We start from the raw sequence: 18,122 nt of genomic DNA, 5'->3' as shown, positions 1-18,122 counted from the left end.
CGGTGCGCGTGAATGTCGGTCTACGACCCACTCTTGCGCACGTGTCCCAACTGGCGCAGCCGCAGAGAGTTGATGCGAATGAACCCGGTCGCATCCCGCTGCTGGTATCCGCCGCCCTCCTCGAAGGTGACCAGATCCTGGCTGTAGAGGGATTTCGGGCTCTTGCGGCCCTCGACGATGACGTTCCCCTTGTAGAGCTTGAGGCGTACGGTTCCGGTGACGCGCTCCTGGCTCTTGTCGACGAGAGCCTGGAGCATTTCCCGCTCCGGGGTGAACCAGTAACCGTTGTAGATGAGTTCCGCATAACGCGGCATCAGCTCGTCCTTGAGGTGGGCTTCCCCGCGGTCGAGCGTGATGGATTCGATGGCACGGTGCGCCTGCAGCCAGATGGTCCCGCCGGGAGTCTCGAACAGGCCACGGCACTTCATCCCGACGTACCGGGTGTCGACGATGTCGATCCTGCCGATGCCGTTCTCCGCACCGAGTTCGTTCAGGCGGTCCAGCAGGGACACCGGGTCGAGTGTCTCACCGTCGATCGCGACGGGGTCGCCCTTCGAGAACTCGATCTCGATGGTGGTCGGCCTGTCGGGGGCTTCTTCCGGCGACTTGGTCCGGACCCAGGCCTCGTCCTCCGGTGTGACCCAGGGGTCTTCGAGCTCTTTGCCCTCGCAGGAGATGTGCAGCATGTTGGAGTCGGCCGAGTAGGGGGCCCCACCGCGCTTGTCCTTGGCGACCTGGATGCCGTGCAGGTCAGCGAACTCGATCAGCTGAGCACGGCCGGCCATGTCCCATTCCCGCCAGGGCGCGATCACCTGGATGTCCGGTGCGAGGGCGTAGTAGGCCAGCTCGAAGCGCAACTGGTCGTTGCCCTTGCCCGTCGCGCCGTGGGCGACCGCGTCGGCGCCCACCTGGCGCGCGATCTCGATCTGCCGCTTGGCCACCAGCGGTCTGGCTATGGGCGTCCCCATCAGGTAATTGCCCTCGTATGCAGCGTTCGCGCGATACATCGGGAAGGCATACTCGGACACCAGTTCGTGCCGAAGGTCTTCGATGAAGATGTTTTCGGGCTTCACGCCCAGTGCCAGGGCCCGTTGCCTGGCGGCTTCCAGTTCCTCGCCCTGGCCGAGATCGGCGGTGAACGTGACGATTTCTGCGTCGTACTCGATCTGCAGCCACTTCAGAATGACTGACGTGTCGAGTCCCCCTGAAAAGGCCAGGACGATTTTGCGCGGCTTGGTCATTACCTGAAAGTCCCTCAGCTTCAAGTGGCAATGGGGCGTCGGCAGTCCGTGCGCGCGAGAGCGCAGTGTGGCTGGCTCTTTGGCTGTCACGCCGCCCTGTCGGCGGCTCGCTGGACGACCCCGTTCCGTGACAACGTTCTCGTGGAACGACAAGTGAGAAGTGTCGTAGTTTCCGATTCCCCCCGCTGCGCCCCGCTGTGCAGAGCGCGCCGTTGCCCCGTAATGGTGGGGGATGGTCACCGCTAAAGCGGTTGCCGCCCCCCATCAAAGATCAGACTGGATGAATGATCGTGTAGCTAGCAAGAGATTCTGAGGATCTTCTCAGGATGCGAGACCCTTCCGGTCGGCCGATTGGGTGCAAGTGTGCCTAATCGTACGGAAGTTGAAGATCTCAACTCCGACGTCCTGACTATTCGTCAGCCAGTCGCCCACGCGAGCGGTAAAGGGTCTGTGTCTCCACGGTGCGGCGGACACGAGAGAAGCATCGGCGGTGCCGTTCGCCGCCTCATAGAGGGGCCCACCGATGCTTCCCGATCCGATCGGATCCGCCCGGCTGCTCGCCGCCTTGGAATCGCTGCGCGGCCGTTTCTCCTGCCCCTTCGCTGCCCTGGTCGCCGGGCTGATCGCGCAGACCGGCCGGGCGCTGTCACCGGCATGCTGTTGGGCGCGGGAAGTGAGCGGTGCTGGTCCCACCACGGCGCTCACGCCTTCTTCTCCAGGGCGAGCTGGAGCGCCGACCTGCTGGGCCTTGGCTCTGTCCCGCAGCGGGCGGTGCCGGTCTTGCGCCAGGTTGGCCGGACGCCGATCTCCTTCAGGGCCACGGCCGGGCGCTCGGTGTACTTCTCGGCCGGCGTCGGGCTGGTGCGCTGTCGTGTGCACGTGGTCGCCGACGTCGCCTGCCACGGGCGGGCGCTGCGGTATCTGCCCGACCGCGCAACCCTTACCGTCCGGCTGTCGGCCTCGGCGGTGCTCTACGAGCCGGGCGGGGGGGGGTGCCCCTATCTGTTTCGTCAACCCCGGGGGGTCGGCTTGTAGGGGTTGATCGTGGTTTTCGGGAACGTCCCGCGAAGCGGGATGTTCCTGGCGGATCGGGTGGCTGATGGGCATCCCGGTGGCCGGCAGGGCCGGAGTGGCCGTGCCGGTGCGCGGGCGTGATGGGGCTTGGAGGGTAGGGGCGGTGGAGTCGTCAGGCGGCGAGGTCGACGTCGTTCGGGGTGCGTGCTTCGTAGAGGGCCCCGGTGCGGATCATGGCGTGGATGACGTTCACGCGCTGGCGGGCCAGGCGGAGGATCGCCTGGGTGTGGGTCTTGCCGCGTGCGCGTTGCCGGTCGTAGTAGATCCGGGAGGACGGGTCGGCTTTGCAGCCGATCGCGGCGAACGCGGCCTGGAACAGGGCGCGTTTGAGGAGCCGGTTGCCGCGGTGGGGTGCGTGCTCGCCGCGGATGGAGGTGCCCGAGGACTTCGTGGCGGGGGCGAGTCCGGCGTAGGAGGCGAGGTGTCCGGCGGTGGGGAAGCCGGTGCCGTCGCCGATCGCGACGATCACGGCCGCTGTGGTCCTGACGCCCAGGCCGGGCAGGGAGGTCAGGAGGTGGAAAAGAGGGAGGGCCTCCAGCAGGGCGGCGATCTCCTGCTCGGCCTGGCGGCGCTGGGTGTGGGCGGCGGCGAGCTGGGCGGCGAGTCCCGGCACGATCAGCGCGGATGCCTCGGTGCCCGGCACGACAAGGGTCTGCTCGGCGAGCGCGTCGAAGATCTCTGCGGTCAGGTGGTGGGCCTTGCGCGAACCGTGCACCTTGAGCAGGGCCTCGCAGCGGGCCCGGCCCAGTTTCCTCAGTCTCGCCGGGGAGCCGTGCCGTTGGAGGAGCGCCTGGATATAGGGGTAGGCCAGGCGCGGGCCGAGCACACGCTCGAGAGAGGGGTGGATCTGAGAGAGCAGGCCGCGCAGCCGGTTGGTGGCGCGGTTGACCTCGCCGGCCAGGTCGTTGTCGTAGCCGGTGAGCATGGTCAGCTCGGCCAGCACCTCGTCGTCGCGGTCCACCGCGCGCAGGGTGTGCGGCATGGTGCGGGCGGTCTCGGCGATCACGAACGCGTCGCGGGCGTCGGTCTTGGCCTCGCCCGGGTGCAGGTCGGCGGCCCGCCGCATCGACAGCCCGGGCAGGTAGGCCACCCGGCAGCCGGCCGCGCGGGCCACCGTCAGCGGCAGCGCGCCGATGTTGGCGACCTGGTCCACGATCACCAGGACAGTGCCGAACTTCGCCACCAGCCTGGTGAACAGCTCCAGCAGTTTCGGCTCGGTGTTGGGCAGCCGCTTGTCGTGCACGGTTCTGCCGTCTTCGGTCCGGCCGTGGGCGTGGTGGAACTCCTTGCCCAGGTCCAGGCCGAGGAAAAGATCTATCGCGGTCGTGTCGACCATGTACGCGTGCCCCTCGCCACTCGTCTCCTCAACTCCCGGCCGTCCCTGCGGCACCACACGCCGGCAACCACGTTACGCAGACATGCCACCAGTGAAACGGCCCGGCATTGCGCCGGACCAGGCGGTCGTCAGGCCCCTCATCAGCGGTCAAGCGGTGCCCCGAAGCCCGGCGGCAACACCCCCCAGGTCATCCGTACGACAGGGGGCACACAGCCATACCGGACCCGGGGGCCAGGCGCCCCATTGCGGGGCCACGAAAAAGGTAACGGGGGGCTTCGCCGCCGACCGGCGGCCGCCGAGCACCACGCCCACCGCTGCCTGTCCGCCCTCTGGCCCCCATGGTGCGCCTACTGATCGCCGAGGAAGCGCCGCTGGTGATCTCGGTGGACGACACGTTCAAGCGGCCTGGGGGGAAAGGCGTAGCCGACTGGTTGTCCGTCGGCGTATGCGAGGACGGCCGTGAACCGGTCTCATCACTGTCGCCAAGCAACTCGTCGTGGACGGCTGGGAGGTGTACGAAGACGACCCCAAGACCGACGCCGGCGCGCGGACCATCGCGCTCGACTCCGACACGGTCCAGGCCCTCAGGCGACACCGAGCCCAGCAGGACAAGGGCCGTAAGGAGTGGGAGAACGCCTGGGTGGAGACCGGCCGAGTCCTCACCAAGGAGAACGGCGAGATGCTCCACCCCGCCAACGTCACCCGGCGGTTCATCGAGCTGTACGAGGAGATCGGTCTCCCGCTGGTTCGGCCTCACGACCTCCGCCACGGTGCCGCGACCCTCGCCCACGCGGCCGGGGCCGACTTGAAGGACATCCAGGAGATGCTCGGCCACTCCTCGATCACCATCACGGCCGACACGTACACGAGCCTGCTCCCCGAAGCGGACTCGGCGATCGCAGAGGCCGCAGCCCGGCTCGTACCGCGCGCCCGCGCCACCTCTGAGAACGCCGCTCCCGAAGCGGAGCCCGAGCCCGACGGCGTGCAGCATCCCGGCCCGGAGTTCGTGCCGGATGATGCTGATCAGTTGGGAGGAATTCCGGAGATCAGCTCTCCGTCCGCTCACGCACCGCTCACGCAAACGGCCCCGGACGAGGAGTCCGAGGCCGAGTAGGAGCCCTCCCTGGGGGAGAAACTCCAGGTCAGAGCGGCAATGCGTTGTGCCCCCGGCAGGATTCGAACCTGCGACACCCGCTTTAGGAGAGCGGTGCTCTATCCCCTGAGCTACGAAGGCGAAGCCGACAAGGGCGCGCTGGCACCCGTGTCACCGTCGACAGTGTAGCGGTTGGTGGATCACGGAGGGGGCGGGATCGGTGTCGACGGCGGCTGTGGCGGCTCGTAGTCCAGATTGTGCAGGGCACACAGCTCCCGCAGGTTCTCCTCGAAGATCGGCTCGAGGGAGGTGTAGGCGAAGTCGAGTTGGTGGCGGAAGGGCCGGCCGCCTCCCGCAGCCCCCGCTCAGACCAGCGGCACCCGCGTGAACCGCCCCGCCACCCCCAGGTCCGCCTCGATCCGGGCGGCCGTCGCCGTCAGCTCGGGCAGGACGTCCAGGACGCACTCCTCGGCCGTGCGGCGGGCCGCGTGCAGGGCCACGTTCGCGGCGGCCACCACCTTGCCCGTACGGTCGCGGACCGGGACCGCGATCGAGCGCAGGCCCTCCTCCCACTCCTCGTCGACGAGGGCATAACCGCGCGCCCGCGCCTCCCCCAGCGCACCCGAGTCCCGGGCGTCCGCACCGTGCGCCCGTGCCTCTTCCAGCGCACCCGTATCCCGGCCGTCCGTACCACGCGCCCGCGCCTCCAGCGCACCCGTATCCCGGCCGTCCGTACCACGCGCCCGCGCCTCCAGCGCACCCGAGTCCCGGCCGTCCGCACCACGCGCCCGCACTTCCCCCACCTCCAACGCACCCGTCTCCCCGGCGCCCGCCAACAGCACGCGCCCCAGGGACGTCGCGGCGGCCGGCAGCCGCGTGCCGACCCTGATGTCCACGCTCATCACCCGGCGCGCAGCCGCCCGGGCCGTGACCTGGACCTCCTCGCCCGAGGCGGTCAGTACCGCCAGCGACGCGGACTCCTGCACCCGGGCGGCGAGATCCGCCAGGTGGGGGCCCGCGATCCGGGGGAGTGAGGTGCGGGACAGGGGTGGAAAGCCGAGGGACAGCACCCGGGGGGTGAGGACGAACGTGCGCCGCGAGCTCGGCGCCACCAGTCCCAGATGCTCGTACGTGAGCAACGCCCTGCGCGCCGTCGCCCGCGCCAGCCCCGTCGCCTTCGCCACCTCCGTGAGCGTCAGCTCCGCCCGGCCCTCCCCGAAGGCGGTCAGCACGGTCAGTCCACGGGCGAGGGACTCGATGAACTCCCTGCCCAGTTCCTGCTTCGACGCCCCCGTCCAGGCCGCCAAGCCCGAGGGCGCCGCCCCCGCCTCCGCCTCAGCCTCCGGCGCCTCGCGCAGCTCGCGTTCCATGTCCGTCACCGCCCCCCGCAGCCGGGGCAGCAGCGTGTCGCGCAGATCCGCCGCCGTGTGCCGGCTCGTGTGGCTCACCACGCTCGCCACGCAGGCGATCCGGCCGCTGCGTGGATCACGTACGGGCACGGAGACCGCGACCAGCCCCGGTTCGATCAACTGGTCGTCCAACGCCCAGCCGTCCTCCCGCGCCCGTGCCGCCCGCTGCCCGAACTCCTCGTCCTTTTCGGTGTGTTCGCGCGGTGGAACGGCGGGAAAGCCCCTGTCCTCCGGGTCCGCCGCCCGGCGTGCCCGCCACGCTCGCCAGTCCTCCTGCGTCCACTCCGTGGCGAACAACGGGCCCGGCGCGGTGCGTTCGGCCGGCAGCAGGTCGCCGATGCGGAAGCTCAGGGACATCGCGCGGCGGCGGGTGGCCTGGTGGATGAAGCGGATGCCGTCGCGGTCGCCGACCGCCAGCGACACCGACTCGTCGAGTTCGTCGGCGAGCGCGTCCGCGCGCGCGTCCAGCAGCGCGGGGAGGCGGAGTGCGGCCAGGTAGGCGTTGCCCAGTTCCATCAGACGGGGCGCGAGGACCACGTCCCGGCCGTCGAGACGGACGTATTCCATGCGCGCGAGCGTGGAGGCGATCCGGTCGACCGTGGAGCGGGCGAGGCCGGTGGCGCGTTCCAGCCCGCTCGCGCTCAGCGTCCCTCCGGCCTCGGTCAGCCGCCGCAGCACGGTGACCCCGCGGATCAACGGCGTGACCGCCTCGGCCGGTACGGCGGGGGAGTCGGCCGGCTCCGGCGCGTCCAGGGTCGTCTCAGCGGGCATCGGATCTCCGGTACGGCGGTCGGGGCAGCCCCACGGTAATCCGGAAGCGGTCACTTACGACGCTCTTACGACGCCCTTACGACGCCCGTGCGACCGGCCGGCCGACACGGGCCGGCAGTCCCCGAGCGCCCCTGAAGTCCCGCACCACCCCCTACCTCCGCGTCACCCGCACCCGATGCCCACCCCCGACGTCCGTGTCCTCCCCCGCCCCTGCCCCCGCCCCCGCCACCACGATCCGGATGCCCCGCCGCAGATCCCGGAACTCCTCGCCGGGGGCGAACGTCGCGTCGGAGAGTTCCGCGTGGACGTTCGGGCTGCGGGTGCAGCCTCCGCTGTCCCGCCGGGAGTCGTACACCGTCACCGGTCCCCGGCCGGTGTCCACGTCCGCGTCGACCCGGTAGATCAGCACGCCCGGTCGGCACACGGTCTCGTCGTTGCCCTCGCCGGTGCGCAGCTCGACGGCGTATCCGCTGTGCCGGTCGACGGGCACGAAGATCAGCTTCGGGCCGCCCGCCCGGGCCAGCGGCGTCAGCGTGTACTCCGTCGTCCCCGGCGTCGCCACACAGCTCACCTGCGTCGCGTCCAGCCAGCCCAGCTTCCACTTGTGCCAGCCGAGGAGGTCGTTGTTGGCCCCCCAGTCCTCGCTCATGATGTCCCAGTGGCCGACCGCGCCCCCGCCCTCCTGTGTGTAGAGGTCGGGCAGGCCGAAGACATGGCCGTTCTCGTGGGGGAGGACGCGGTAGCCGGTCCGCGCGTAGGAGCCGGAGCCGTCGTCCTGGCGGGAGTAGACGAAGGAGGCGTTCGCGACCGGTATGCCGTCGGCGACCGGGGCCTCCGGGTTGCCGGCGAACGTCACCGACAGGACCGTGTCCAGCGCGGACGGCCCGGCGTTCGGCGTCATCAGCACGTTCAAGAAGTCGTACGACCGGAAGTCCACCTCGGGATCGGCCTCGGCCACGATGTCCTGGACCAGCTGCCGGTAGCCGGGGTCGAAGGGGGCGCCGCGCTCTATGCCGTACGCCTTGAACGGCTTGGGCATCCGCAGCCAGTCGGGCAGCGGGGTTTCGGGGCGGTAGTCGAGACGGCCGTAGGAGCTGGTGCGGAACCACTGCTGGGTCTGGGGGAAGAACTCCCGGAACCGGTCGAGCGCGCTGCCCGGACCGGGGACATCGGAGAAGTCGACCATCAGGGTGAGGGCGCGGACGGTGCCGGTGGAGCGGGAGTAGCCGGCCGGGGTGGGCAGGCCCTCCGACAACTGCACCGTCGGGGCACCGCTGATCATGCAGGGGCTGTGGGAGGGGGAACGGGCGACGGCGATCGGCCCCGCCCCGGCCGGCGCGGGGCCCGGCGCGAAGGGTCCGGTACCGGCCGAGGTGCTCACCGCGAAGGTCAGCGCGGTCACGGCCGCCAGGGCGGCCGCGCGGCGCGGGCGTATCCGACGGCGGAGCGGCTGCATGCGGGGGCCTTTCCGTCCACGGCAGCCGCCGGTCTCCGGCTGCACCCTTGCGATCACCCTGTGTCGAGGGGTGCGCGGGCGCGCGTTGGGTGAGCCCGAACGTGGGTTTTCCGCCCATGAGCCTGTGACTCAGGTCACAAGAATTTCTCGGAAGGGTGGGAAATAACCGGGGACCGCTTCCCCGTTTAGCCATGTGTCGGAGCGAAACGGGGACTCCCTCCCCGGATCCAACTCCACATCATCGCTTCATCGCTTCATCGCTTCATCGCTTCATCGCTCCATTGCTCCATTGCTCCATTGCTCCATTGCTCCATTGCTCCATTGCTCCATCGTTCCGTCGCTCCATCGCTTTCTAGGAGGTACGCCGTGCAGACCGTGACGTCTCCGAACCCCGCGCAGCCCAAGGTGTCCCGGCCGCGCGCCGACGCCCTGCGCAACCGGGAGCGGATCGTCACCGCCGCCCGGGAGATGTTCGTCGAGCTGGGCCCGGACGTCCCGCTCGACGAGATCGCCCGCCGGGCCGGCGTCGGCAACGCCACGGTGTACCGCAACTTCCCCGACCGCGAGGCGCTGGTGCGCGAGGTCGTCTGCTCGGTCATGGACCGTACGGTCGGGGCGGCCGAGCTGGCGCTCAGGGAGACCGGGGACGCCTTCGAAGCGCTGGAGCGGTTCGTGCACGCGTCCTCCGACGAGCGGATCAGCGCGCTGTGCCCGATGGTCCAGGGCACGTTCGACAAGAACCACCCGGATCTGGAGGACGCACGGGAACGCCTCGAGCGGACCGTCGAGAAGCTCATGGAGCGCGCCCGGGTGGCCGGACAGCTCCGCCCCGACGTGGGCGTCGGTGACCTGATGGTCGCCGTGGCCCAGCTCAGCCGGCCCCCGGCGGGCACCGCCTGCCTCAACGCCGACCGTTTCCTGCACAGGCACCTGCAACTGTTCATCGACGGACTGCGGGCCCCGGCCGGCTCCACCCTGCCGGGCACGCCCGCGACCATGGAGGAGCTGCGCCAAGCCTGACGATCAGCTCCGACCGATCAGTGACCCGATCAGTGACCCGATCAGTGACCCGATCAGCGACCGATCAGTGACCGATCAGTTCAGAGCTCCACCTCAGTCACCACATCAACTTCTCGGCCGTCACCGACGACGAGCCGTCCCCTTTACACACGCTTTTTCCGTCACGAAGTCCCGAAGTGGGTACCCCCATGTCTGAAACAGCCGCAAAGGCTCCCGGCGCCGCGGGCAAGGTCCCCGACGCCAACCGCTGGAAAGCGCTGGTCTTCATCGCGCTGGCCCAGCTGATGGTCGTGCTCGACGCGACCATCGTGAACATCGCTCTCCCGTCCGCCCAGCAGGACCTGGGGATATCCGACGGCAACCGGCAGTGGGTCGTCACGGCCTACGCCCTGGCCTTCGGCGGTCTCCTCCTCTTCGGCGGCCGGATCGCCGACCTGTGGGGCCGTAAGCGCACCTTCGTCCTCGGCCTCGGCGGCTTCGCGGCCGCCTCGGCGCTGGGCGGCGCGGCCACCAACGAGGCGATGATGTTCGGCTCCCGCGCCCTGCAGGGCGTCTTCGGTGCCCTGCTCGCCCCGGCCGCGCTCTCCCTGCTCGCCGTGATGTTCACGGACGCCAAGGAGCGCGCCAAGGCGTTCGGCATCTACGGCGCGATCGCGGGTGGCGGCGGCGCCGTCGGTCTGATCCTCGGCGGCTTCCTCACCGAGTACCTGGACTGGCGCTGGACGTTCTTCGTGAACATCCCGTTCGCCATCGTGGCCGCGGCCGGCGCCTACTTCGTCATCCGTGAGCCGGAGGGCGGCCGCAACCGCAACCCGCTCGACATCCCCGGCGTCCTGCTGTCCACCCTCGGTCTGGTCGCGCTGGTCTACGGCTTCACCCGCGCCGAATCCGACGGCTGGAGCGACTCCCTGACCATCGGCATGTTCGTCACCTCGGCCGTGCTGCTGATCGCCTTCGTGCTCGTCGAGGCGAGGGTCAAGGCCCCGCTGCTGCCGCTGCGCGTGATCACCGAGCGCAACCGCGGCGGCGTCTACCTCTCCCTGGGCCTCGCCATCATCGCGATGTTCGGCCTGTTCCTCTTCCTGACCTACTACCTGCAGATCGTGAAGGGCTACTCGCCGGTCAAGACCGGTTTCGCCTTCATGCCGATGATCGTCGGCATGATCACGGGCTCCACCCAGATCGGCACCCGCCTGATGACCCGGGTCGCGCCGCGCCTGCTGATGGGCCCCGGCTTCCTGGTCGCCGCTCTCGGCATGCTGCTGCTGACCCAGATGGAGATCGGTTCCTCGTACGCGTCACTGCTGCTGCCGGGGATGCTGCTGCTGGGCCTCGGCATGGGTACGGCGTTCATGCCGGCCATGTCCCTGGCCACGCAGGGCGTCGAGCCGCGGGACTCCGGAGTCGCCTCCGCGATGGTCAACACCTCGCAGCAGGTGGGCGGTGCGATCGGCACGGCGCTGCTGAACACGATCGCCGCGTCGGCCACCACGTCGTACGTCGCGGACCACATCGGCTCCGCCACCAGCCGTTCCCAGCAGCAGCTGGTTCAGCTGGAGGGCCAGGTGCAGGGCTACACCAGCGCGATCTGGTTCGCCGTCGGCATCCTGGTCGTGGCCGCGGCCATCGCCCTGACCTTCATCAACGCCGGCCGCCCGGACGGCACCACGGTGGCGGGCTCCGGCGAGTCGGCCGAGGACGAACTGTCGGTGCCGGTCGTCGCTCACTGAGCCTCTAGCGGGCTGAGCCTCTAGCGGGCTGAGCCTCTACCGGGCTGAGCCTCCACCGGGCTTGACGACGACCGTCCGGACCTACCTTCGGGCCATCCGTACGTACGGGGATGGGGACGCTCCGTACGTACGACCCAGGACCTGCCCTGGCTCCCTGACCGAGCGGTTCAGCGGAGCCAGGGCAGGTCCGCTCCCGCATCGTTCGGCTGGAGTCCCTCGGCGACGATCTCCATGATGTCGCCGAGGGACTTCTGCTGTTCGGGGGTGAGCCGGTCGAACACCGCGTTCCGTACGGCCGCCACGTGGCCCGGCGCGGCCCGCTTCAGCACTTCGAAGCCCTCGTCGGTGAGCACCGCGAACTGGCCCCGCTTGTCGGAGGGGCAGTCCTCGCGTCGTACCCAGCCGTTCTTCTCCAGGCGGGCGATCGCATGGGACAGGCGGGAGCGGGTGATCTTCGCGTGCATGGCCAGCTCGGTCATGCGCAGCCGCCGCTGCGCGGACTCGGCGAGCTTGACGAGGAGGCCGTAGTAGATGTGCGGCATGCCCGCGTCCCGTTGGAGTTGGCGGTCCATGTGGTCCTCCAGGAGCGTGGAGGCGTGGATGTAGGAACGCCAGATGCGCTGTTCCTCGTCGGTGAGCCAGCGAGGCTCCTCACGGAGGTCCTCGGTGGGTGCGGATGTGGATGCCTTCATGTACTCCACTGTACGAGAGCACTCCTTGAATATTAAACCAATATGTCGTATGGTTTACACGCGTCAGCACCTTGGATCTACGCATCAGTAGCTCGGGTCTACGCGTCAGTAGCCTAGGCCTACGCGTCAGTAGCTTGAGGCTTCAAGCGAGAAATTCCCGGAAGGAGCCGTCGCCATGTCCGCCGCCGCCCAGGAGCGCATGCCGGCGCTCTATCTCAGCCACGGTGCCCCACCTCTGGCGGACGACCCGATCTGGCCCGGCGAACTCGCCGCCTGGTCGGCCGACCTGCCGCGCCCCACGGCGATCCTCATCGTCTCCGCCCACTGGGAGGAGGCGCCGCTCGCCATCGGTGCCATCGAAACGGTCCCTCTCGTCTACGACTTCTGGGGCTTCCCCGAGCACTACTACAAGGTCACGTACGAGGCCCCCGGCGCGCCCGAACTGGCCGAATCCATACGGAAGTTGCTGCGCGCCCCGGGCATACCGGTGCAGGACGTCCCGGATCGTGGCCTGGACCACGGAGCCTACGTCCCGCTGGTCGAGATGTTCCCCGAAGCAGACATTCCGGTTCTGCAGGTCTCCATGCCGACCCTCGACCCGGTGCGGCTCATGGAGATCGGCCGCAAGCTGGCGCCGCTGCGCGACGAGGGTGTGCTGATCGTCGGCTCCGGCTTCTTCACCCACAACCTGGCCGCGCTGCGGCAGGGCGGCGTCCCCGCCTGGTCGGCCGAGTTCGACGACTGGGGCCGGCGCTCGCTGGAGGCCGGTGACGTGGACGCGCTGCTCGACTTCCTCCGCAAATCCCCGGCGGGCCGGCTCGCCCACCCGCGCACCGAGCACTTCGCGCCCCTTTTCGTGACGATGGGCGCGGCGGACGCGGCCGGCGAGCTGAAGGAACAGAAGTCGGTGATCGACGGGTTCTGGGGAGGGCTGGCGAAGCGGTCGGTGCAGTTCGGCTGAGAACGGCCGTCCTGTGGCTCTTTCTCGTGTCCTGCGGCTCCTGCTCGTGTAGGGCCGGCCTGCGGCCGCTTCTCGCGTACGGCCGGCCTAAAGCTCCTTCTCGTACCAGGCCACGTCCCAGTAGCGGCCGAACTTCCGGCCGACCTCCCGGTACGTCCCGACGTACCGGAACCCGAAGCGCTCGTGCAGCCGCGTGGACGCCTCGTTGGGCTGCGCGATGCCCGCGTAGGCGCGGTGCAGGTCCTCGTCGGCCAGGGCCTCGAAGAGGGCCTTGTAGAGGAGCGTGCCGATGCCGCGGCGGCCGGCGTGCGGGGCGACGTAGACCGTGGTCTCCACCGAGGTCACGTACGCGGGCTTCACGCGGTAAGGGCTGGATGTGACGTAGCCCAGAATCTCCTGCGAACCGGTGTCCACGGCAACCATCAGGCGGTGCGGGCCGTCTTCAGGGTGGGAGAGCAGCCAAGGGCGGCGCTCTTCCGGAGTGAAGACGGCGGTATCGAATGTGATGGGCGTCTCACGTACGTAGTGGTTGTAGAGGTCGGTGAGGGCTTCGAGGTCACTCTCGACTCCGGGCCTGACCTGCACCTCTGTACGTTCCGACGACATCACGCCTCCTCGTGTGGCCGGACAGGGTACTGCATGATCAGAAAAATTTAGGTGCGGGTTGGGAATTCTGTCCTGATTCCAGTCGTTGTTTCCATCGGATGCCGGGCACCCGAGGAGAGTGCCAAGCGTCTTAAGGACCACCCGCTGACCTCACCATCGCAAGGGAGCACGCATGGCAACCCGTGCCGTCGCCCGTCGTCAGTCCGCCGCCGGCGAGACGGTCGACGCGGCACGCAGTGTCCGCGCCCACGCCGGCGAGATCGCCGACCGGGATCTGGTCGGCATGTACCTCGACGAGATCGCGCGCACACCGCTGCTCGACGCCGCCAAGGAGGTCGAGCTGTCCCAGATCATCGAGGCGGGTGTGTTCGCACGACAGATCCTCGACGGATACGAGGAGCCCAAGGCGGACGCCACCCGCGAGGAGCTCGAGGCCCTGATCGCCGACGGCGAGCGGGCCAAGGACATCTTCATCCGCTCCAACCTCCGTCTGGTCGTCGCGGTCGCCCGCCGCTACCCCCGTAGCGGCCTTCCGCTCCTCGACCTGATCCAGGAGGGCAACGCCGGTCTGGTGCGCGCGGTCGAGAAGTTCGACTACCGCAAGGGCTTCAAGTTCTCCACGTACGCGACCTGGTGGATCCGCCAGGCGATCACCCGCTCGATAGCGGACCAGTCGCGCACGATCCGCCTGCCCGTCCACCTGGTGGAGGAGCTGGGCCGGATCCGGCGCGTGCAGCGCGAGTTCAACCGCGAGCACGGCCGGGACCCGGAGCCCGCGGAGATCGCCGCGGAGCTCGGCTCGAACCCGGAGCGTGTGGTGGACGTCCTGGACTGGGCCCGCGACCCGGTCTCCTTGAACATGTCGGTGGACGACGAGGGCGAGACCCAGTTCGGCGACCTGCTCGAGGACACCTCCGCGGTCTCGCCCGAGCAGTCCGTCCTGACCCTCCTGCGCAGCGAGGAGCTGGACGACCTCATCGGCCGCCTCGACCAGCGCACGGCCTCCATCATCAAGATGCGCTACGGCATCGAGGACGGCCGGGAGCGCACGCTGACCGAGGTCGGCAAGGAGCACGGACTGACGCGCGAGCGCATCCGCCAGATCGAGAAGCACGCGCTGCTGGAGCTGAAGAAGCTGGCCCGCCAAACCGGCTTCGACGCGGCGGCGTGACGCCTGCCTCTCGCGGGCGGCGTACGCCGGGTGGCGAAAGACAGCGCAAACATGGCGGTGAGACGCCGCTTCAACCGACAGGGCCCAGGGAACAAAACTTCAGGGCCCGGGAGTTCGGGCCGGGAACGCCTCCCGGATCTCCGATCCCGGACCCTGCCCCTGACCCTGACCCAAGCCTCTTGACCCCAGGCCCCCGACCCAGATCTCAGACCACTGAGCCAAGTCCCGTCGCAATCCCCCCGGCGCCGGGACTCTCCCGAGTCGGACTTCGGCGCCCATCCCCCCCGGGCGCCGGAGTCCGGCTCACTTCTGTCTTGGGGGGTGTCTGGGGATGTCTGGGGTCTTGGTGGCCCGTCCGGGGGTGCCCGGGGGCCTGGGTCTGAGCCTGGTGGGCCTGCTTGGCATGGCGAAAGGCGGGACACCCCGAACCTGAACCCCGGGGTGGCCCGCCGGACGGCAGATTCTGTCACATCGGCATAACCTGCCGATGTGACCCTCTCCCTCACCGAACGGCGCAAGGCCGAGACCCGGATGGAGATCGCCCGCGCGGCGGCCGGGCTCTTCGTACGGCACGGCCTGCGGGCCACCCGAGCCGAGGACATCGCCCACGCCGCGGGCATCGCCCCGCGCACCTTCTACCGCTACTTCGCCACCAAGGAGGAGGCCGTCGCCCCGCTCTACGCGGCCGGCGCCGACCTCTGGGCAGAGGCGGTACGCGAGGCCCCCGCGGACCTGTCCGTCCCCCAGGCCCTGGAACACGCGGTCCGCCACACCCTGTCACCGGGCGCCGGAGTATCGGCGTCCTCCTGGGAATGGGTCCGCACCCTGCTCCGCCTGACCGAGGCGAGCCCTGGGCTGCGGAGAGTCTGGGCGGAGGTGTGCCACGCATCGGAACGAACGCTGGCGGAGATCCTGGCGGAGCGGCTGGAGATCCTGGCGGAGCGGCTGGACCGGCGGCCGACGCCGGATGCCGACAACGTTGCCGAATCCCTCGCCGCATCCCCGGAGCTGCGATACGCCGCCGCTGTGGCGAGCGCCGCGGTCCGTACGGCCATCGAGACCTGGGTGGCCGGAGACGCCCCGGCGGACGGCCCGGAGGGCCCGGCAGGACTGGCGCTACGGAACCTGGGGGCGCTGGGGGACTTCATTTGGGAGGGCGTGCGGGGCGGCCGAACCACATAGGACCTGTTTGCCGCACACCGCTCATCGGCTGGACGCGCTCCGCTATCGCGATCTCGAAGTGCGGGCCAGTTTCGGGCTGAGCTACGAGGGGCTCCGGCCCGAGGCACGGCGGCTGTTCCGGTTCCTTGGGCTCCTGGAGGCACTCGATTTCCCGCTCTGGGCGGCTGCCGCCGCGGTCGACACCGAACTGCGCGCAGCTCAGGAACTCCTCGACGAGCTGGTCGATGTCCACCTGCTCGACGTCACCGGAACGCCGAAGGGTCAGGCGCGTTACGGCTTCTACGACCTGATCCGCGCGTACGCAAGGGAACGCGCGGAGGTGGAGGAGCCGGTGGAGGCCCGGGACGAAGCCGTCGTCCGCGTCCTCAGCGCCCTCCTGGCCCTCACGGACATCGCCGACCGTGACCACATGGGACAGAACATGTTCCAGCGGGACGCCGACCGGTGGCAGCCGACGCGGGTGGAGGCAAGCCTGCCTCCTTCCGTACCGCGGATGGAGTTACTGGATTCGGAGCGTATCCCGTTGGTGGCAGGGGTGCGGCAAGCCGCGGAGCTGGGCAGGGACGAGCTCTGCTGGGAGCTGGCCGTGGGTGGGCACGCGCTGTTCGAGACGCAGCGGTACTACGACGACTGGCAGGAGTGCTACGAGACGGCGATGGGCCTGGCCAAGGCTGCGGACAACATGCGGGGCCGGGCCAGATTGCTCATCTCGATGGCCGGACTGCGCTACACCCGGCGTCGGTACGGTCCGGCCGAGGAGGCCAACACCGAGGCCATGGGCCTGTTCGAGCGGATCGGGGACGAGCGGGGCTACCTGGAGGCGCTGAGTAACGCACCGTTCTTCCTCGTGCCCAACGGACATTTGGCCGAGGCGATCACGGCGGGCTGCGAGGCCTACGAACGGCTCAACGCCGGCGGGCAGGCTGCGGCGGCGCACGCGTACTCACAGGTTGGCCTCGCTCATCTACAGGCGGGCAGGCCAGAGGTCGCGGTAGAGGTCCTCACGGAGATCGTCGCCGGGGCGAGGAAGCAGGGGATCCGGACCCTGATCGCGCGGGACACCTACTGGCTCGGCCAGGCGCAGCTCGCACTCGGCCGTCATGCGGAGGCTGAGGAGTCGTTCACCGAGCTGACCGCGTATGCCCGGGACGTCGGGTCACCGGGCGCGTTCTACACGGCCCACGCCTGGGGCTGTCTCCACCTGGCCCGAGGTGAGTACGCCGGGGTATCGACTACCCGTACCTGCTCGCGGGTGTGCTGGAAAGGCTCGCCCGGCTGCGGGCCGCGGCGGGAGACGACACCGCCGCGAGGCACCTGGCCGACGAGGCGGCTGCCGTTCCTTGTGGGGCAAACGACCGGCACACTCAGCGACCGGGTCGGGTTACTGTTCCCGTCGTTCAGGGCTGACACAGGCCGTGGCGGGCGCGCATGAAGCCGCTCTGGCATGTCCGGCTGTGTGGTCGGTCATTTCTCGAAACCATCGACTGTTCCAAGCTGCCGTATCGGACAGCTCTCGTTACCAGTGAGGTAGTAGTAGTGCACAAGGGACGTATCGTGTTCGCGGCTGCTCTGGCCACCATGGGGCTCGCGCTTTCGGCCTGCGCCGGCGACGGGGAAGAGCCGGTGGCGCAGGACTCGCCGGCGGCGTCAGCCCCGGCCCCGGCCTCGTCCGCGCCGAGCAGCGAGAGCCCGACTGCCGACAGCGGCGACGACAGTGCCGCGCCGGCCGAGGGTGACGTCACCGCGCCGGGCACGGAACTCAAGGTCGGCGACAGGGCTGTCCTGCCCTTCGAGTACACGAGCGAGAAGAAGGGCACCATCGCCGTAACCGTCACGGCGATCGAGAAGGGCGCCGAGGCCGACATGGCCGCCTTCGGTGAGAAGGCGAAGGGAATGACGCCCTACTTCATCAAGATGAAGGTGGAGAACGTCGGCGGCACCGACCTGTCCTACGCGTCGCTGAAGCTGGACGGTGTGCTGGAAGGTGGAGCCGGGACGGGCGTCGTACTGTTCGGTGACATCCAGGGCAAGTGCGACCGCGAGAGCGCGCCCACCGAGTTCACCACCAAGGGCGCGTCGTACGAGACCTGCTCGCTCAGCGCCACGAAAAGCTCGCCCATCGTCGGCGCCTCGTTCGACGAGGGCGACGCGTACCGCGACAGCCCGGTCGTCTGGACCAGCTGAGAATCGGCGCCGGCCTGTACGTCCGCACCGACCCGAAGTGGGCGACCGCCCTGGTCAGGGCCCTGCTGATCCTCACGAACCGCGAAGTCTCCAGATGACCGACGATCTCCACCAAAGTCACGCGCCAGCGACCAGCACGAGCATCCCGATGCCCACGCACACCACCCCGTGACCAGCAACTTCAGCTTGCACACCG

14 protein-coding genes, 1 tRNA gene and 1 pseudogene are annotated in these 18,122 nt (G+C 69.4%); 8 read left to right on the top strand and 8 right to left on the bottom strand.

The window, feature by feature from the left end; all coding sequences use genetic code 11:
• Window positions 1-20 precede the first annotated feature (20 nt).
• The 3 genes and pseudogenes from Q4V64_RS21645 to Q4V64_RS21640 all read right to left on the bottom strand — a co-directional run bounded on the left by Q4V64_RS21645 (window position 21) and on the right by Q4V64_RS21640 (window position 3,651).
• Entirely contained in the window at window positions 21-1,394 is a 1,374-nt protein-coding gene (locus Q4V64_RS21645; RefSeq protein WP_216377636.1) for an argininosuccinate synthase, read from the bottom strand.
• 611 nt (window positions 1,395-2,005) lie between these two features.
• A pseudogene (locus Q4V64_RS55130) lies at window positions 2,006-2,110 on the bottom strand (GNAT family N-acetyltransferase); the annotation flags it as partial.
• Window positions 2,111-2,427: 317 nt separating this feature from the next.
• Entirely contained in the window at window positions 2,428-3,651 is a 1,224-nt protein-coding gene (locus Q4V64_RS21640) for an IS110 family transposase (protein ID WP_124445779.1), read from the bottom strand.
• A 496-nt stretch (window positions 3,652-4,147) separates the two neighbouring features.
• Between Q4V64_RS21640 and Q4V64_RS21635 the strand changes: the two genes are divergently transcribed.
• Window positions 4,148-4,765, top strand: a complete 618-nt coding sequence (locus tag Q4V64_RS21635; RefSeq protein WP_253267093.1) for a tyrosine-type recombinase/integrase — start codon at window positions 4,148-4,150, stop codon at window positions 4,763-4,765.
• A 47-nt stretch (window positions 4,766-4,812) separates the two neighbouring features.
• Here the strand turns inward: Q4V64_RS21635 and Q4V64_RS21630 are convergent.
• The 3 genes from Q4V64_RS21630 to Q4V64_RS21620 form a co-directional block, all read right to left on the bottom strand.
• Window positions 4,813-4,885 (bottom strand) — tRNA-Arg (locus Q4V64_RS21630).
• 224 nt (window positions 4,886-5,109) lie between these two features.
• A complete protein-coding gene (locus Q4V64_RS21625) occupies window positions 5,110-6,924 on the bottom strand; it encodes an IclR family transcriptional regulator C-terminal domain-containing protein (protein WP_124441476.1) in 1,815 nt (604 codons plus the stop codon).
• Between the two features lie 151 nt (window positions 6,925-7,075).
• Window positions 7,076-8,380: a M6 family metalloprotease domain-containing protein gene (locus tag Q4V64_RS21620; RefSeq protein WP_124441477.1), complete on the bottom strand. Its 1,305-nt coding sequence runs from the start codon at window positions 8,378-8,380 to the stop codon at window positions 7,076-7,078.
• A 366-nt stretch (window positions 8,381-8,746) separates the two neighbouring features.
• Here Q4V64_RS21620 and Q4V64_RS21615 point away from each other — a divergent pair, with 366 nt between their 5' ends.
• Window positions 8,747-9,400 (top strand): TetR/AcrR family transcriptional regulator, encoded by a 654-nt coding sequence (locus Q4V64_RS21615; RefSeq protein ID WP_124441478.1) that lies wholly within the window; start codon window positions 8,747-8,749, stop codon window positions 9,398-9,400.
• A gap of 188 nt (window positions 9,401-9,588) precedes the next feature.
• Window positions 9,589-11,130 carry an MFS transporter gene (locus tag Q4V64_RS21610; RefSeq protein ID WP_124441479.1) on the top strand — a complete coding sequence of 514 codons (1,542 nt, stop codon included), beginning with the start codon at window positions 9,589-9,591 and terminating at the stop codon, window positions 11,128-11,130.
• A 167-nt stretch (window positions 11,131-11,297) separates the two neighbouring features.
• Here the strand turns inward: Q4V64_RS21610 and Q4V64_RS21605 are convergent, their stop codons facing one another.
• A complete protein-coding gene (locus Q4V64_RS21605) occupies window positions 11,298-11,822 on the bottom strand; it encodes a MarR family transcriptional regulator (protein ID WP_124441480.1) in 525 nt (174 codons plus the stop codon).
• A 175-nt stretch (window positions 11,823-11,997) separates the two neighbouring features.
• Here Q4V64_RS21605 and Q4V64_RS21600 point away from each other — a divergent pair, with 175 nt between their 5' ends.
• Window positions 11,998-12,783: a class III extradiol ring-cleavage dioxygenase gene (locus Q4V64_RS21600; RefSeq protein ID WP_124441481.1), complete on the top strand. Its 786-nt coding sequence runs from the start codon at window positions 11,998-12,000 to the stop codon at window positions 12,781-12,783.
• 87 nt (window positions 12,784-12,870) lie between these two features.
• Here Q4V64_RS21600 and Q4V64_RS21595 read toward each other — a convergent pair whose 3' ends face one another.
• Complete coding sequence (locus Q4V64_RS21595) at window positions 12,871-13,389, bottom strand: GNAT family N-acetyltransferase (RefSeq protein ID WP_124441482.1); 519 nt, start codon at window positions 13,387-13,389, stop codon at window positions 12,871-12,873.
• 172 nt (window positions 13,390-13,561) lie between these two features.
• Between Q4V64_RS21595 and Q4V64_RS21590 the strand changes: the two genes are divergently transcribed.
• The 4 genes from Q4V64_RS21590 (at window position 13,562) to Q4V64_RS21575 (ending at window position 17,926) form a co-directional block, all read left to right on the top strand.
• Window positions 13,562-14,560 (top strand): sigma-70 family RNA polymerase sigma factor, encoded by a 999-nt coding sequence (locus Q4V64_RS21590; RefSeq protein ID WP_124441483.1) that lies wholly within the window; start codon window positions 13,562-13,564, stop codon window positions 14,558-14,560.
• Window positions 14,561-15,091: 531 nt separating this feature from the next.
• Entirely contained in the window at window positions 15,092-15,742 is a 651-nt protein-coding gene (locus Q4V64_RS21585) for a TetR/AcrR family transcriptional regulator (RefSeq protein ID WP_124441493.1), read from the top strand.
• A 7-nt stretch (window positions 15,743-15,749) separates the two neighbouring features.
• Window positions 15,750-17,174 (top strand): hypothetical protein, encoded by a 1,425-nt coding sequence (locus Q4V64_RS21580; protein ID WP_124441484.1) that lies wholly within the window; start codon window positions 15,750-15,752, stop codon window positions 17,172-17,174.
• 146 nt (window positions 17,175-17,320) lie between these two features.
• Window positions 17,321-17,926, top strand: coding sequence for a hypothetical protein (locus tag Q4V64_RS21575; RefSeq protein ID WP_124441494.1), 606 nt, complete (start codon window positions 17,321-17,323; stop codon window positions 17,924-17,926).
• Window positions 17,927-18,122 lie beyond the last annotated feature (196 nt).

The organism is Streptomyces sp. NL15-2K (assembly GCF_030551255.1).
GTDB lineage: Bacteria > Actinomycetota > Actinomycetes > Streptomycetales > Streptomycetaceae > Streptomyces.
The sequence above is the reverse complement of the archived record's forward strand: the minus strand, read 5'-3'. Positions and strand labels throughout refer to the sequence as shown.

Bases quoted from the DNA above. Each gene is read 5' to 3' on its own strand.
- Q4V64_RS21640 (WP_124445779.1), bottom strand. From the start codon at position 3,651: ATGGTCGACACGACCGCGATAGATCTTTTCCTCGGCCTGGACCTGGGC.
- Q4V64_RS21595 (WP_124441482.1), bottom strand. From the start codon at position 13,389: ATGTCGTCGGAACGTACAGAGGTGCAGGTCAGGCCCGGAGTCGAGAGT.
- Q4V64_RS21590 (WP_124441483.1), top strand. From the start codon at position 13,562: ATGGCAACCCGTGCCGTCGCCCGTCGTCAGTCCGCCGCCGGCGAGACG.
- Q4V64_RS21585 (WP_124441493.1), top strand. From the start codon at position 15,092: ATGGAGATCGCCCGCGCGGCGGCCGGGCTCTTCGTACGGCACGGCCTG.
- Q4V64_RS21605 (WP_124441480.1), bottom strand. From the start codon at position 11,822: ATGAAGGCATCCACATCCGCACCCACCGAGGACCTCCGTGAGGAGCCT.
- Q4V64_RS21600 (WP_124441481.1), top strand. From the start codon at position 11,998: ATGTCCGCCGCCGCCCAGGAGCGCATGCCGGCGCTCTATCTCAGCCAC.
- Q4V64_RS21625 (WP_124441476.1), bottom strand. From the start codon at position 6,924: ATGCCCGCTGAGACGACCCTGGACGCGCCGGAGCCGGCCGACTCCCCC.
- Q4V64_RS21620 (WP_124441477.1), bottom strand. From the start codon at position 8,380: ATGCAGCCGCTCCGCCGTCGGATACGCCCGCGCCGCGCGGCCGCCCTG.
- Q4V64_RS21575 (WP_124441494.1), top strand. From the start codon at position 17,321: ATGGGGCTCGCGCTTTCGGCCTGCGCCGGCGACGGGGAAGAGCCGGTG.
- Q4V64_RS21610 (WP_124441479.1), top strand. From the start codon at position 9,589: ATGTCTGAAACAGCCGCAAAGGCTCCCGGCGCCGCGGGCAAGGTCCCC.